At 40.2% G+C, this 12,802-nt stretch carries 14 protein-coding genes and 1 other annotated feature (1 of these 15 cut by a window edge); of the genes, 4 read left to right on the forward strand and 10 right to left on the reverse strand.

Going from position 1 to position 12,802, the window contains the following annotated elements; translation table 11 throughout:
• Positions 1 to 108 (forward strand) — a binding site (T-box leader); it begins 126 nt to the left of the window's first position.
• 77 nt (positions 109 to 185) lie between these two features.
• A complete protein-coding gene (locus MKY51_RS07850; RefSeq protein WP_339176350.1) occupies positions 186 to 1,775 on the forward strand; it encodes a 2-isopropylmalate synthase in 1,590 nt (529 codons plus the stop codon).
• A gap of 185 nt (positions 1,776 to 1,960) precedes the next feature.
• Here MKY51_RS07850 and MKY51_RS07855 read toward each other — a convergent pair whose 3' ends face one another.
• The 6 genes from MKY51_RS07855 to MKY51_RS07880 form a co-directional block, all read right to left on the reverse strand.
• Positions 1,961 to 2,956 (reverse strand): LLM class flavin-dependent oxidoreductase, encoded by a 996-nt coding sequence (locus MKY51_RS07855; RefSeq protein WP_339176351.1) that lies wholly within the window; start codon positions 2,954 to 2,956, stop codon positions 1,961 to 1,963.
• Positions 2,957 to 3,017: 61 nt separating this feature from the next.
• Positions 3,018 to 3,590: a YdcF family protein gene (locus tag MKY51_RS07860; protein ID WP_339176352.1), complete on the reverse strand. Its 573-nt coding sequence runs from the start codon at positions 3,588 to 3,590 to the stop codon at positions 3,018 to 3,020.
• A gap of 64 nt (positions 3,591 to 3,654) precedes the next feature.
• The gene (locus tag MKY51_RS07865) at positions 3,655 to 4,626 is read right to left on the reverse strand and encodes a TDT family transporter (protein ID WP_339176354.1); all 972 of its coding nucleotides are present in this window, start codon (positions 4,624 to 4,626) and stop codon (positions 3,655 to 3,657) included.
• An 83-nt stretch (positions 4,627 to 4,709) separates the two neighbouring features.
• Positions 4,710 to 5,024: a multidrug efflux SMR transporter gene (locus MKY51_RS07870; protein ID WP_339176356.1), complete on the reverse strand. Its 315-nt coding sequence runs from the start codon at positions 5,022 to 5,024 to the stop codon at positions 4,710 to 4,712.
• The gene (locus MKY51_RS07875; RefSeq protein WP_339176358.1) at positions 5,024 to 5,362 is read right to left on the reverse strand and encodes a multidrug efflux SMR transporter; all 339 of its coding nucleotides are present in this window, start codon (positions 5,360 to 5,362) and stop codon (positions 5,024 to 5,026) included. The genes MKY51_RS07870 and MKY51_RS07875 overlap by 1 nt, the downstream gene beginning before the upstream one ends.
• A gap of 5 nt (positions 5,363 to 5,367) precedes the next feature.
• Entirely contained in the window at positions 5,368 to 5,934 is a 567-nt protein-coding gene (locus tag MKY51_RS07880; protein ID WP_339176360.1) for a TetR/AcrR family transcriptional regulator, read from the reverse strand.
• Positions 5,935 to 6,030: 96 nt separating this feature from the next.
• Between MKY51_RS07880 and MKY51_RS07885 the strand changes: the two genes are divergently transcribed.
• Complete coding sequence (locus MKY51_RS07885; RefSeq protein ID WP_339176361.1) at positions 6,031 to 6,588, forward strand: DNA-3-methyladenine glycosylase I; 558 nt, start codon at positions 6,031 to 6,033, stop codon at positions 6,586 to 6,588.
• Positions 6,589 to 6,789: 201 nt separating this feature from the next.
• Here the strand turns inward: MKY51_RS07885 and MKY51_RS07890 are convergent, their stop codons facing one another.
• The 4 genes from MKY51_RS07890 to MKY51_RS07905 all read right to left on the reverse strand — a co-directional run bounded on the left by MKY51_RS07890 (position 6,790) and on the right by MKY51_RS07905 (position 9,439).
• Positions 6,790 to 6,972, reverse strand: coding sequence for a hypothetical protein (locus tag MKY51_RS07890; protein ID WP_339176362.1), 183 nt, complete (start codon positions 6,970 to 6,972; stop codon positions 6,790 to 6,792).
• Positions 6,973 to 6,994: 22 nt separating this feature from the next.
• Positions 6,995 to 7,474, reverse strand: coding sequence for a hypothetical protein (locus MKY51_RS07895; RefSeq protein ID WP_339176363.1), 480 nt, complete (start codon positions 7,472 to 7,474; stop codon positions 6,995 to 6,997).
• A gap of 98 nt (positions 7,475 to 7,572) precedes the next feature.
• Positions 7,573 to 7,992 (reverse strand): universal stress protein, encoded by a 420-nt coding sequence (locus tag MKY51_RS07900; protein WP_339176365.1) that lies wholly within the window; start codon positions 7,990 to 7,992, stop codon positions 7,573 to 7,575.
• Positions 7,993 to 8,005: 13 nt separating this feature from the next.
• On the reverse strand, positions 8,006 to 9,439 hold the full coding sequence (locus MKY51_RS07905; RefSeq protein ID WP_339176367.1) for a SulP family inorganic anion transporter: 1,434 nt from the start codon (positions 9,437 to 9,439) through the stop codon (positions 8,006 to 8,008).
• A gap of 240 nt (positions 9,440 to 9,679) precedes the next feature.
• On the opposite strand from MKY51_RS07905, the gene MKY51_RS07910 reads away from it, so the two are divergent.
• Both MKY51_RS07910 and yfkAB read left to right on the forward strand, forming a co-directional pair.
• On the forward strand, positions 9,680 to 11,497 hold the full coding sequence (locus tag MKY51_RS07910) for a dynamin family protein (RefSeq protein WP_339176369.1): 1,818 nt from the start codon (positions 9,680 to 9,682) through the stop codon (positions 11,495 to 11,497).
• Between the two features lie 137 nt (positions 11,498 to 11,634).
• Positions 11,635 to 12,738, forward strand: coding sequence for a radical SAM/CxCxxxxC motif protein YfkAB (gene yfkAB, locus MKY51_RS07915; protein WP_339176370.1), 1,104 nt, complete (start codon positions 11,635 to 11,637; stop codon positions 12,736 to 12,738).
• Positions 12,739 to 12,802: the final 64 nt, after the last annotated feature.

Here is a 12,802-nt window from a genome sequence, read left to right on the forward strand (position 1 = left end):
TCGGAAGTCTCCGTTAAAAGACAGGCAAACTATTTGTCGATAAGTGGAATGTTCCAGCAATGGGCATTCAATTTAGAGTGGTACCGCGAGTTTAACCTCGTCTCTATGAAGTTGTTCATAGAGGCGAGTTTTTTTATTTTTATATACTGTTTTAAAATCATTTGAGAAGAAAAGGGGTTATGAGAATGAGTAGAAAAATTTGGGTTTTTGATACGACATTACGTGATGGTGAGCAAGTGCCTGGGGCTAAACTGAATTTATATGAAAAAGTGGAAATTGCCCAGCAGTTAAAAAAGCTCGGTGTTGATATTATTGAAGCCGGATTCCCAGCATCTTCACAAGGTGATTTTGAAGCAGTAAAAGCTGTGGCTCAAAAGGTTGGCCAAAATTCGAATATGATTATCACGGCACTTGCCCGTGCGGTAAAAGATGATATTGATTCTGTATATAATGCAGTGAAATACGCCAATAATCCAATGATCCATATGGTTTTAGGAACATCCGATATTCATGTGGAGAAGAAGTTCAGTAAATCGAAAGACCAGATCCTGCAAATCGGAGTTGATGCAGTAAAATACGCGAAAACGTTACTGCCGCAAGTACAGTATTCAACGGAAGATGCATCCCGATCTGATTTTGAATACCTGTGGAAAACGATTGAAGCGGTCATGAAGGCCGGCGCTACGATGATTAATGTACCGGATACAGTCGGATATGCCGAGCCGGAACAATGGGGCGAGATGATTGCCAAGCTGAACTATCGAATGAAAAACCTGGACGATTCGGTACTGCTTTCTGTTCACTGTCACAACGATTTAGGGATGGCGACTGCCAATACATTAGCGGCGGTCAAAAATGGTGCCGATAAAATCGAAGTGACGATGAACGGTATTGGCGAACGTGCCGGGAACGCGGCGTTAGAAGAAGTTGTGATGGCGATTAAGACGCGCGGTGATGTGTACGATGTGTTTACAGATATTAATACGAAAGAAATTATGAATACGTCTCGCTTAGTTTCAAGCTTCATGGGTCTTGATGTGCAAGTGAACAAAGCGATTACAGGTGATAATGCCTTTGCCCACTCATCAGGAATTCATCAGGACGGCTTACTGAAATCACGTGATGCTTATGAAATTGTCCATCCGGAAGATGTAGGTCTCGATGATATGGAACTAGTTCTAACAGCGCGTTCTGGTCGTCATGCAGTGAAAAATGCGCTTTCTAAACTAGGATTTGATGCTTTTACAGACGAAGAGTTTGAAGGCATTTTTGAAAGCTTCCTGAAATTAGCTGATTCGAAAAAAGAAGTTTACAACCATGATCTATATGTCATTGTTGAAAGCTACTATGAAAAAACAGAAAAGAACAATCCAAATAAAGAATCTTACTCTGATCAGTTTTATGATATTGAAGACTTACAGATTATTTCAAACGCTACCTTCCCGTCTGCCAGCGTAAAAATCCGCCGCGGGGAAGATGTATTCAAATCAAGTGCGGTCGGCTCAGGTCCGATTGACGCCCTTTACTCAGCTATTGCGGATGTTACTGGAATCAAGGTAAAGCTTGTCGAATACAACATCAGCTCCGTATCACGCGGCCAAGAGGCGTTAGGGAAAGTTAAAATCATTATCGAATACGGTGGGGAAAACTATATCGCAAAAGCAGCAGATACTGATATTTTAAAAGCTTCTGCAATGGCTTATATTAATGCGGTAAACAGCGTCATCGTAGCAAAAATCGCTCCACAACCAGTAACGACGACAGCTACAGTGTAAACGGGTTGAAGTGAAAAATATATGAAAATTACAGGCAATCCAAATTTTACGACATGTAAAGTTTAGATTGCTTTTTTAGTTGCAATGTTACTGTTTTTCTACGCCCGCAATGAAATTAATTGGACTTGAACTAATAAAAGTAGTGCCCTTGACGAATCAAATAGCACTACTTTATTAAAACTATATTATTTTTTAAACTGTTCCATTAATAGACGGTAACTGTTCAGACGCTGGTCGATCGTATATAAATTACAGTTGATCATCGCTTCATCAAAACCGTAATATGCCTGTTCTTCTCTAATCTGATTCGCAACATCCTCGGCAGAACCGATTAGCATTAGCGGACGGTTTTGCTCTAAAATCATTTTATCCATCTCCGTAAGCGGATAATCATTTGCTTCTTCAGGAGAAAGCACAGTCAGGAGCTTACCACGCATCAAGTTCAGGCGGGTAATTTGCATCGGCATCGATAAGTATTCCGCTTCTTCCGCCGTTTCAGCTACACTGATTGCATAAGTCGTAATAATTTGCGGCTGTTCCATAAAGTATGATGGCTGGAAACTGTTGCGGTATGCATCGAAAATCCCTTTAGACATTTGTCCATTGAAGAACTGGGCAAAGGAATAGCCGACACCCGCTTCTCCTGCTTTTTTCGCACTTTGACCGCTTGAACCAAGTAGCCAGCTTTGCGGAAGCTGTATTTTGAAAGGAGCGGCGACAACATTATCATAAACCGCTTCACCTGTACGCTGTTCATTCATTAAACGTAAAATAACTTCGAGTTTATCGTATTGTTCCGTCAGGTCAGGTCTGCGTCCACTAGCAAGTGCAGTCATTGCAGGCATATCCCCGCCTGGAGCTCGGCCTGCACCGAAATCGATACGACCTGGTGCCAACGCAGCCAATGTTTTAAATACTTCTGCCACTTTATATGGAGAATAATGCATCATCATAATGCCGCCCGTTCCTACACGGATACGCTCTGTTTTCGCAGCAACATAGGCAGCTGTTACTTCTGGCGCCGAGCTGGCAAGGGAAGTTGTGTTATGGTGCTCTGCAAACCAGATACGTTCATAACCTTGCTCATCACCAAGTTGGGCAAGCTTCACTGCATTCGCTAGTGCATCGGTTGATGTCATGCCTTTGGAAATAGGTACTTGATCTAATATACTAAGTTTCATTGAAATTCACCTCAACTGTTCGTTACGTTTTACGATAACGAATTGAAAGGCAAATGTAAAATTATTGGCCTCTCGTATAGGCCTTAATGATCGCAAGACGTTCGCGAATACGTGATTTTGTATTGACCACTTTTGGCGTAGGGGCAGCCACTACATCCGCCTTTAGACCAAGTTTACGGGCGAGAATGGTCGCACGCTTCAAATGAAAATCATTTGAGATAATCGTGATGCTCTCTGTATTTTCAGGCATCAGTTCTTTCGCGAACAGTAAATTTTCATAAGTCGTTGTAGACTGATCTTCCAATAGCACTCGATCTTCAGCAATCCCATGTTTGATTAAATAGTCAGCCATAACAGACGCTTCTGTGCGATCTTCATCAGCACCCTGACCACCTGTAACAATCGCTTTTACGGTAGGATATTTTTGAAGATAATCCACTGCCGCATCTAAACGATTTTTTAATGATTGGGAAGGGATGCCGCCTGGTTTCACTTTTGCGCCTAAAATGACTACATATTCGTTGGAACCGTCTGCCTTATTATTTAATGCAGCATTCATTTCATAGTCAAGCCAGTAGAAAATTAACACGAGGATAAGAACAATAAATAATAGTGCAAAAATAATTCTTTTCAAAAAAATCCCCCCTTTATGTAGTATACGATGCATAAAGGGGGAATGTTTCGCTATTGCGGAAGAATTATGAAATGGCTTCTTTTTCTTCTCGAATGACTCTGCGCTGTAGTCGTACTTGTACAGACAAGTAGTTGATATAGCGGATAAAAACATAAAATACAATAATTGCAGAGAAAGTTAATTGAAAATAAAAATACGGTTCCAGCCAATTTGTCGAAATCCCTTTTTGCCCGAAATAATGAATGACCCCATAAGTGGCCGTAGCAGAAATAACTAACGGGAATGTAAAGGCAGCATAGCTTGGATAAAAAGGCAGCTGTAAGGCACCCGGTAATTTCGAAAGTACTAGTAGATACATGATTTGCGCGAGGATGAATAATGTCAGTACAATCCCGAATTGACTTTCAAACTGCTGGAAATAAGCAGCTAAACTAATCGAAACGGGCGCAGTTAAAATTGTCAGCATCGGAATCGTAGGCTCCGGCAAATCTTTTCTAATAAACACTCGGAAAACGAGGATAGGCACTAGCACAATAAAAGCACATATCGCAAAAATAACAATCGCTTTCGTAAGTACGCCAGAAAGATCACTCGCTGTTAGTGGCAAGACAGCAGTCCCGACAAACATAATAAGCCAGCTTGGATAAATATCCGAAATCGAAATCCGTTTTTTCCAAATAAACGTTCGGATAAAATAAAAGATAATAAAGATTTGAGTCGTTGCAGCTAGAATCCAGATCATATGTATAACGAAATCACTTACACCATAATAGTGTAAACCACTACTGATCGATAAAGTCCCCATCGTAAAAGTGGGAGATACTGATGCAATAATCGGGTTTTGCATTTCTGTTAGAATACTGGAAAACGCAAAAATCAGTTTTCCGATAATTAATAGAAATAAAAAGATCCCTATAAAAAAACAGACGTGACCGAAAGCGGCTTTGTCCATACTAAAAAATAAATTTCCCAATGAAACCAGTCCGAGCATGAGCCCACTGATAGGAATTGGGACTACTTGAAATAAATTTCTCACAATGGCCTCCAACATTTCACAACAAGGTGCACACTCTATGAAAAAATTCATAAAATGTACACATTGTTTCTATTAATTCTATTCTACTGCGTAATTTTTAATCCGACAACCGCAATAATAATAAACGAAATAAATAGAATTCTTTTCCAGTCCTTGGATTCATTATAAATAAACATGCCTACAAGCGTCCCTCCGACTGTACCGATCCCTGTCCAGACAGCATAGGCGACACCCATCGGCAATTCTTTCATTGCCAGTGAAAGGAGAGAGAAACTGAAAATAAAAGAACCGATCAGAAACGCATAGGAGCCGAATGATTTCTTCTGGGCAACTTTATTCATTCCGATCACACCGCCGACTTCAAAAAGTCCGGCAAAAATTAAATATACCCAAGCCATTATGCATCCCTCGTTTCTTCCGGATCATTGGAAATAAGCTTTAACCCAATCACACCGATCAATAATAGTCCAATAAATCCGATTTTCGTGAAGCTGAACGGCTCGTTGAAAATGACCGTTTCTGCAATGACCGTACCGGCAGTCCCGATCCCTGTAAACACTGCGTAAACAGTAGCAACAGGCAGTTTCTCTGTTGCGATAATTAAAATATAAAATGATATTACGATTAATGCGGCAACTCCTACCCATAGCCACACAGAGTTTGCGTATTTCAGTCCCATTGCCCAAACAATTTCAATGATGCCAGCCAATAGGACGAGTATCCAATATTTTGTCATGATGTCTACACCTCAGCTCTTATTCCTCTGTGAAATATGGTCCATCCCGCCTGCAAACGTTTTTCACATCGTTCACTGCCGCCGTAAAGCATTTCGACATACAGACTATCAAGCAATGCCAAAAAGCCGATTGCTGCTTCATTCGCTGTAACGGACAGTTTTTGTTCCGTTAAATAATCCGTGAAAAGCCTTTCCAATTCGTCCAAATAAAAATAGGTCTGTTCACTTAACTGCTGCTCCAAATGTTGCGGCATAAAGAAAATAGAACGCATGAAAAATTTAGTTTCAGTACTGGATTCAAAGCGTTCTAGAAAAGACTGTAAAAATGGCAGTAATACTTTGTCGACAGGAAGTTGGTGGTGCTTTGCGATAAATTCTTTTGCAAATAACAGCTCTGCTTCCATTGCCTGTTTTGAAATCGATAAATAGAGCGCATCCTTACTTTTAAAATACGTATAGATTGATTGCTTCCGTATGCCTACTTCTTCCGCGATTTGGGCCAGCGATCCGCCACTGTATCCGTGTTCGCTGAAGTTAAGCATCGCAGCCTGGATGATTTTTTCTTTTGTCATATGTTTCACCTTCCTGACGTTCGTAAGGTAAGGATAACAAATATGATTTGCGATTGCAAACGAGTTGGATTACAGTGGTTAAAAAGAGGTGAGGACATGGAGCGTTGCAGTTGGGTGAAATTAGATGAACCTATCTATGTAAAATATCATGATGAAGAGTGGGGCGTCCCTGTCTATGACGACCGGAAGCTATTTGAAATGCTCTGTTTGGAAGGGGCACAGGCAGGCTTAAGCTGGCTGACGATATTAAAAAGAAGAGAAGGCTATTTGGCTGCATTCGATCAGTTCGATGCAGAAAAGATTGTTCAATATGATGAAGAAAAACTGGAAGCATTAAGAAATGATGAACGCATTATCCGCAACCGGCTGAAAATCAAAAGTGTCGTGACAAATGCCGAAAGCTTCTTGGCAATCCAGAAACAATACGGCTCTTTCTCAAACTACATTTGGTCATTTGTTGATGGCAAACCGCTGATCAATTCATGGGAATCATCCGCACAAGTACCGATTACGACAGAAATAAGCGATCGTATGAGCAAGCAACTGAAAAAAGACGGTTTCAAATTTGTCGGCAGCACAATCTGCTATTCCTATATGCAGGCAGTCGGCATGGTAAATGACCATACAACGAATTGCCACTGTTTAAAACGGTAAAGAGGGGGCGGGTTTCTGCCCCTCATACAGGATTTTAGGATTATGTACTTGGAAGTGAGGAATAACGAACAAGAAGTGAGGATTAAACAAGAGCAAGTGAGGATTATCCAGCCCGAAGTGAGGAATATTTTGCCCGAACTGAGGAATAAATATTGATTCAACACAATTCAAACGGACGTCTTGTTATTTAATCTACAGAACTTAAAATACTAAATTTTGCAAAAGAGATACAGTTAATATAATCGAAGATAAAGTTCCTGCGGATACTAAAGTATACATCTTTTTTCGGTTTACTTCTTTTGTAGGTTTTGCAGCTTCTTTAGACACAGCAATCCAAATCACAGTCGAAACTATGGCTAGTACGATTAGAGCGGCACTCGACATCAATAATTCCTCCCCCGAAATCCTAGTTTTTTATCGCTTGTTCTACATAGGCTAAAAAATGATTATAGTTGGGCTTGCCATCAAAATATTGCTTTACTTCATAAATGGGACACAATGCATGATCCAGCTTTTTAGAATAAAGAACGGATTCATCTTTCACACTCTGTTCATATTCATTTAAATGTACGGTATTTGCTTTTACGGAATTAAATTCAAACCAGCGATAGTGCCCGTCTTTGTGATTTTTTATGACTTCGCCTAAATACGCACCAATTCGTGTGATGAGCTTCTCTGAATGCTCTTTTAAAAGCTGCTGACCGAATTCTGTATGGAGTATCCGTTCAGCGTACTCATTAACGAGACGAACACTATCAATTGAATAATCCAAATTAGCTTTAGTTAAATGATCCTGATCCCATTGTTCAGGTGAAACATCTTTAAATAACAAATCCGCAATAGATTTCTTATTATTTTTAATTAGTTTAGGTTTTAAGAAAAACACAGTTCCCACCTCATCTTCAATCTAACCTGTTAACCACAATTATACATAAAAAAAGACAAAACAAATTAGTCGCACTAAAAATGTTTTGTCTTCTTTGCTTACTTCACTAGCATCGCTGGGCATTGGACACGCTTCATCACTTTATGTGATACGCTCCCCAGTACCATTTCCTGCAGACTGTTTAACCCGCGGCTGCCGATTACAACTAAATCCACATTTTTTGTATTGGCATATTTGATGATTTCAGGACCCGGTGAGCCATGAATGATTTCTACTTTATAACGAACTTGTTGCTCGCTGAACAGTTCCTCGATCGGCACAAGCTTTCGACGGCGTTCCATGTAAAGACTTTCAATCGAACTTGAATGCAGTACATCCGTTTTCGCTTTTTCCATATCAATGATAAAAAGGATGGTTACCATTGTTTCAGAATTGATTTGGGCTATTTTTAAAGCTTCCTTAGCCGCACGTATCGAGTTTTGCGAACCATCAGCGGCCAGTAAAATGTGTTCATACATAATGAGCCACCTCCTAATCGATTAATGTCGTACCGGTTAACTTCCTCAATAGCTGTTTACTTGACTCATCAATATTCAAATAGGTTACTTCTATATTTTTCGCTTTCAGCTGGTCTTTCACCTTCATTAAAGCACCGATTGCCGAGTCATCCCACACTTTGCATTGGGAAAAGTCGATAATGATGGAAGACGACTCACTTTGAACCGTTTTGAAATAGTTAATAAAACCTTCCGTTGAAGCGAAGAATAGTTGCCCTTTGACAAAATATGTTTTCCCTTCCTGCGAAATACTTACACGCGAGATTTCGTTGACGAAAAACAGTGCGCTGACAACAATACCGGCTACAACACCTAACGCCAGGTTATGTGTATAAAGGACAACCGCGATTGTCAGAAGCATCACAAACACATCTTTTTTCGGTGCTGTCACAGCATATTTGAATGATTGCCAGTCAAATTGGGTAATGCATACAACAACCATTACACCGGCAAGTACCGGCATCGGAATTTGGACAACATAATCGCCCAATACGAGAATTAAAAACATTAAAAATACACCGGCAACAAAAGTGGAGAGTCGGCCACGCGCACCGGATTTTACGTTAATAACGGATTGTCCAATCATCGCACAGCCGGCCATCCCACCGAAGAAACCGTTAATAACATTGGCGATCCCTTGTCCACGCGCTTCTTTATTTTTATCGCTTTCAGAAGCCGTCATATCGTCCAAAATTGATGCTGTCAGTAATGATTCGACTAATCCGACAACTGCCAGAGCTAATGAATACGGTAAAATAATCATTAATGTTTCTAAGTTAAACGGAATATCCGGAATTAAAAATGATGGCAATGTTTGTGTAATTGTCCCCATATCTCCAACTGTTTTTAAATTGAATCCGGAATAAATAGCTACGGCTGATAAAATAACGACAGCAATGAGCGGGGCAGGGATGCCTTTAATGACGAAAGGAATTGCGTAAATAAGTGCGATCGTCGCAAGCAGGAATGCCCATGTTACGATGTCGCCACCGATAAAGTGCGGTGTTTGGGCTATGAATACTAAAATCGCCAATGAGTTAACAAAACCGATCATGACCGCATTCGGAATAAACTTCATCAGACGTGCAATTTTCAGCATTCCAAAAATAATTTGGATAACCCCTGTTAAAATTGTTGCGGCAAGTAAATACTGCAGTCCATGATCTTTTACAAGCGAGACGATAACCAATGCCATCGCTCCTGTTGCTGCGGAGATCATCGCAGGACGACCACCGACAAAGCTGATTGTTACAGCGATTACAAATGAGGCATAAAGACCGACCATCGGATCTACACCGGCTAAAATAGAAAAAGCAATTGCTTCGGGGATGAGGGCAAGTGCGACAACCAGTCCTGCCAACACATCTGAACGTACATTCCCAAACCATTGCTCACGGATATTATACATATATTGTGTTGCTCCTTTTAAATATTCTTCTACTATAATAGCACGCAAACGATGTCGGGCAATAGCAACTTTCTGATGAAATTTATTTTCCGAAATTAAATACCTATGTGTTAATACCTAGTATTCGTTCTGTTATTTAAGTATGAGGAACCAATTATTTCGAATTTCGTAATTATTTCTGCATAAGGAAATCTCTGCGTTTATAATAGAATAACAATTGTTTGTAAAGGAGTGACCCGTATGACTGAGCGATTCAGCGAACAGCTAAACAACTTTGATGAACAAAATCCGTTGGAACAATTAATTGAACGGTTAAAACCTTTGCATAGTATGCTGTCCCGAAATAATTATGTAAAAGATACGACATCCCGTTTAAACCAGATAATCAATGATGCAGACAGTCAGCCAATCGTGCTCTTTCTAGGAAAAGAGCGGGTAGGAAAAACGACCGTGATCAACAGTTTAATCGGCAGAAATCTGCTGGAAGACCGCCTATCAGAACCTACGAGGACCAATACATTTTTAAAATACGGAGATACGGAATATATTAAAGCCGTATTTATAAATGGAATGGAAGTAACCTTTGATATTGCCAACCTCTCATTATTCACCATTTCGAATACGGAAAGTGCCAAAATAATTCGTAAGCATCTGGATTATTTGGAAGTATATATAACGTGCGAGCTTTTAAAAAAAGTAACCATTGTCGACTCGGTTGCGCTGCAAGCAGGCGCAAACAATACAGCCTACTTTCCACCTGCACTCTTGAAACGCTGCAATGAGGTGTTTTGGGTACTGCAGGCGGGTTCACCTGCCACAGAGGCTGAATTAAACTTTATAGAAAAGCTAAACAAAATGGGGATTACGGCACATTTAATCGTAAACGGGATTGACCGGGTAGATGGGGAAGTGGAAACCTTTCTCGATATGGAGAAAGAACGTTACGGCTATTTTATTGGGGAGGATGTGCCGGTATCGGCTTTACAGGCACAGCAAGCACGTACTACGAACAGTTCACAGCTGCTTATTGACTCCCGCATTACACAGTTGTCACAGCTCATGTTCCAGTTAATCGACAACAAGCAAAAAAAGACCCGCCATATAACGGAGCGATTTTTACAATGGCTGGAACGTCTCCGTGTAGAAGTTAATACAATTCCTGCAAGAGAACCGTATGTATCGGCATTTGAATATGTCATCCAGCATCAAAACGATGTTCAGAAAGATGCAGCTCAACTGCAACGCGATAAAGCACTTGTCACTTCTCTTGAACAACAATATGAATCGGTCAGTAAAGTATTCAAAGAAGTCCAGACGCTTTTTCAGCTGTTACAAACATTGGAAAGCCATTCTTATTTACGTGATCCGATCATCGATATGTACGAGGAAATGGCAGGCCTTTATCAAAAACATGTGCGGAATTACCGGAAGTTGCATGTAGAATATACGATGGAATATGGAGAACTGGAGAAGCAGTTCAAAAAACAGACAGGGAAGTCGCTTCCTTTCCCGATTGAAGAAAGTGAACTGACACCGCTTCTTTCCGAGCGAATTCAAACATTGAATAAAATCCAGTCGCATATTGAACAAAAACAGGTGTTCATTAGAAAATACGAACAATTTGTATTGGAAAAACTGGATGCTGTCCAAAGCCGCCTTAACGAACTGGTGGAAGACCGGTTATCATCGACACACAGTGAGCTGAGCGAATTAGAAGCACAACGGATCTATGATCGGACTTGTATGACAGCATCCGTAAATAAACTGGCTGAATTCAATTGCATTACTGAAGCACAAAGCTTTATAAAAGATGCGATAGAGCCGTTTTTAACAGAAGGTGTTCTTCCGATTAAAGAGCAGGAAAAATTACAAATCCGACAAACGATTGAGCAGATTGTATCGGTTGATTTTACGTATGAAACCCCGAATGAAACAGAAGCGGATGAAATATTGGGACCGCTGGATTTGAAAGAAAAGTACCCATTGTTTCAGCTGCGATTAACCGAAGAAGATATCGTATCGGAAATTCCGGAATTGCCGGAAAAAATCGAAATCTAATAAAAGGGCTGCGCGGGATTTTATCTCGGGCGGCCATTTTTATTTTAACGGAACTGCTGTGATTTCCTTATAAACAATAGCCTTTCCATCACAAAGGTTTTATGAGAAAATTGTACTCGCAGAAAGGAAGTATTTAAATGAATACAATTTTTAAACCTCATGATGAATGGGAACCATATATTGATATTGATCAACATGGTAAGCTAACTTTATCTAATATAGAGTTTACAACAACAAACTTATGCAATATGAGATGCTCGCATTGTGCAGTAGGCTATGCGTTATTAACAAAAGAATTACCGGCCATTCCGGCAGACGACATTATTCGTAAATTGGATGAGGTTGAAACATTACGGACAATGAGTTTTACAGGCGGGGAACCCCTATTAACGAAAAAGGGAATTAAGGATAACCTGTTACCGCTACTGAAATATGCGAAGAGCAGGGGGATTAAGACACAAATTAACTCCAACCTTACGTTACCGATGTCACATTACGAACTGGTTGCGCCTTATTTGGATGTCATGCATATTTCGCATAACTGGTGTGACGAAAAGGAATTTGTTGAAACAGGATTTGCTATGATGGAAAAAACGCCATCCGTTGAATATAGAGGGAACTTATACCGCAATATTTTTGACAATGCAAGAGAACTATCAAAAGGCGGCATGTTCGTTTCCGCCGAAACAATGTTAAACCGCAACACGGTGCCATTTATGGAGAAAATCCACCATGAAGTGGCCAATGAAATGCTGTGTAAACGTCATGAAATTCACCCGATGTATGCCAGTGATTTCGCTGAAAGCTTAGAAACAATCGGTTTGGATGAATATCGCACAGTAATCAATGAAATCCTTGATTACAGAAATAAAGATATTTGGGTTTTATTCGGAACATTGCCTTTCTATCCATGCAGCCGTGATGAGCGCGATATTGCATTAATCAACCGAATCAATCATGCATCGAATACGACAATGAGAAATGATGTTGACGGGCGTTCACGAATGAACCTGAATATTTTCTCGGGCGATATTTCGGTTACCGACTTTTCGGATGACGGTCAGGCATTCGGCAATATTAAAAATGAATCATTAACTCAAATCTATAGCAGATGGCTTGATTCAAATATTTCTAAATCGATCAATTGCCATTGCCCAGCAGTGAAGTGCTTAGGGGCGAACGTCATTGTGAAAAACATGTATTATCCTTCTACTGAATTTGTCAGCGGAATTGTGAAATAAATTATAACGAAAGCAATCTATCCAAATACGGGTAGATTGTTTTTTTCGGACCACATGAAAAACT

Source organism: Solibacillus sp. FSL R5-0691, assembly GCF_037974225.1.
Taxonomy (GTDB): domain Bacteria; phylum Bacillota; class Bacilli; order Bacillales_A; family Planococcaceae; genus Solibacillus.

Excerpts from the sequence above, each read along its gene's own strand:
- MKY51_RS07850 (WP_339176350.1), top strand. The coding sequence starts at position 186 with ATGAGTAGAAAAATTTGGGTTTTTGATACGACATTACGTGATGGTGAG.
- MKY51_RS07855 (WP_339176351.1), bottom strand. The coding sequence starts at position 2,956 with ATGAAACTTAGTATATTAGATCAAGTACCTATTTCCAAAGGCATGACA.
- MKY51_RS07870 (WP_339176356.1), bottom strand. The coding sequence starts at position 5,024 with ATGGCTTGGGTATATTTAATTTTTGCCGGACTTTTTGAAGTCGGCGGT.
- MKY51_RS07875 (WP_339176358.1), bottom strand. The coding sequence starts at position 5,362 with ATGACAAAATATTGGATACTCGTCCTATTGGCTGGCATCATTGAAATT.
- MKY51_RS07880 (WP_339176360.1), bottom strand. The coding sequence starts at position 5,934 with ATGACAAAAGAAAAAATCATCCAGGCTGCGATGCTTAACTTCAGCGAA.
- MKY51_RS07885 (WP_339176361.1), top strand. The coding sequence starts at position 6,031 with ATGGAGCGTTGCAGTTGGGTGAAATTAGATGAACCTATCTATGTAAAA.
- MKY51_RS07890 (WP_339176362.1), bottom strand. The coding sequence starts at position 6,972 with ATGTCGAGTGCCGCTCTAATCGTACTAGCCATAGTTTCGACTGTGATT.
- MKY51_RS07900 (WP_339176365.1), bottom strand. The coding sequence starts at position 7,992 with ATGTATGAACACATTTTACTGGCCGCTGATGGTTCGCAAAACTCGATA.
- MKY51_RS07905 (WP_339176367.1), bottom strand. The coding sequence starts at position 9,439 with ATGTATAATATCCGTGAGCAATGGTTTGGGAATGTACGTTCAGATGTG.
- MKY51_RS07910 (WP_339176369.1), top strand. The coding sequence starts at position 9,680 with ATGACTGAGCGATTCAGCGAACAGCTAAACAACTTTGATGAACAAAAT.
- yfkAB (WP_339176370.1), top strand. The coding sequence starts at position 11,635 with ATGAATACAATTTTTAAACCTCATGATGAATGGGAACCATATATTGAT.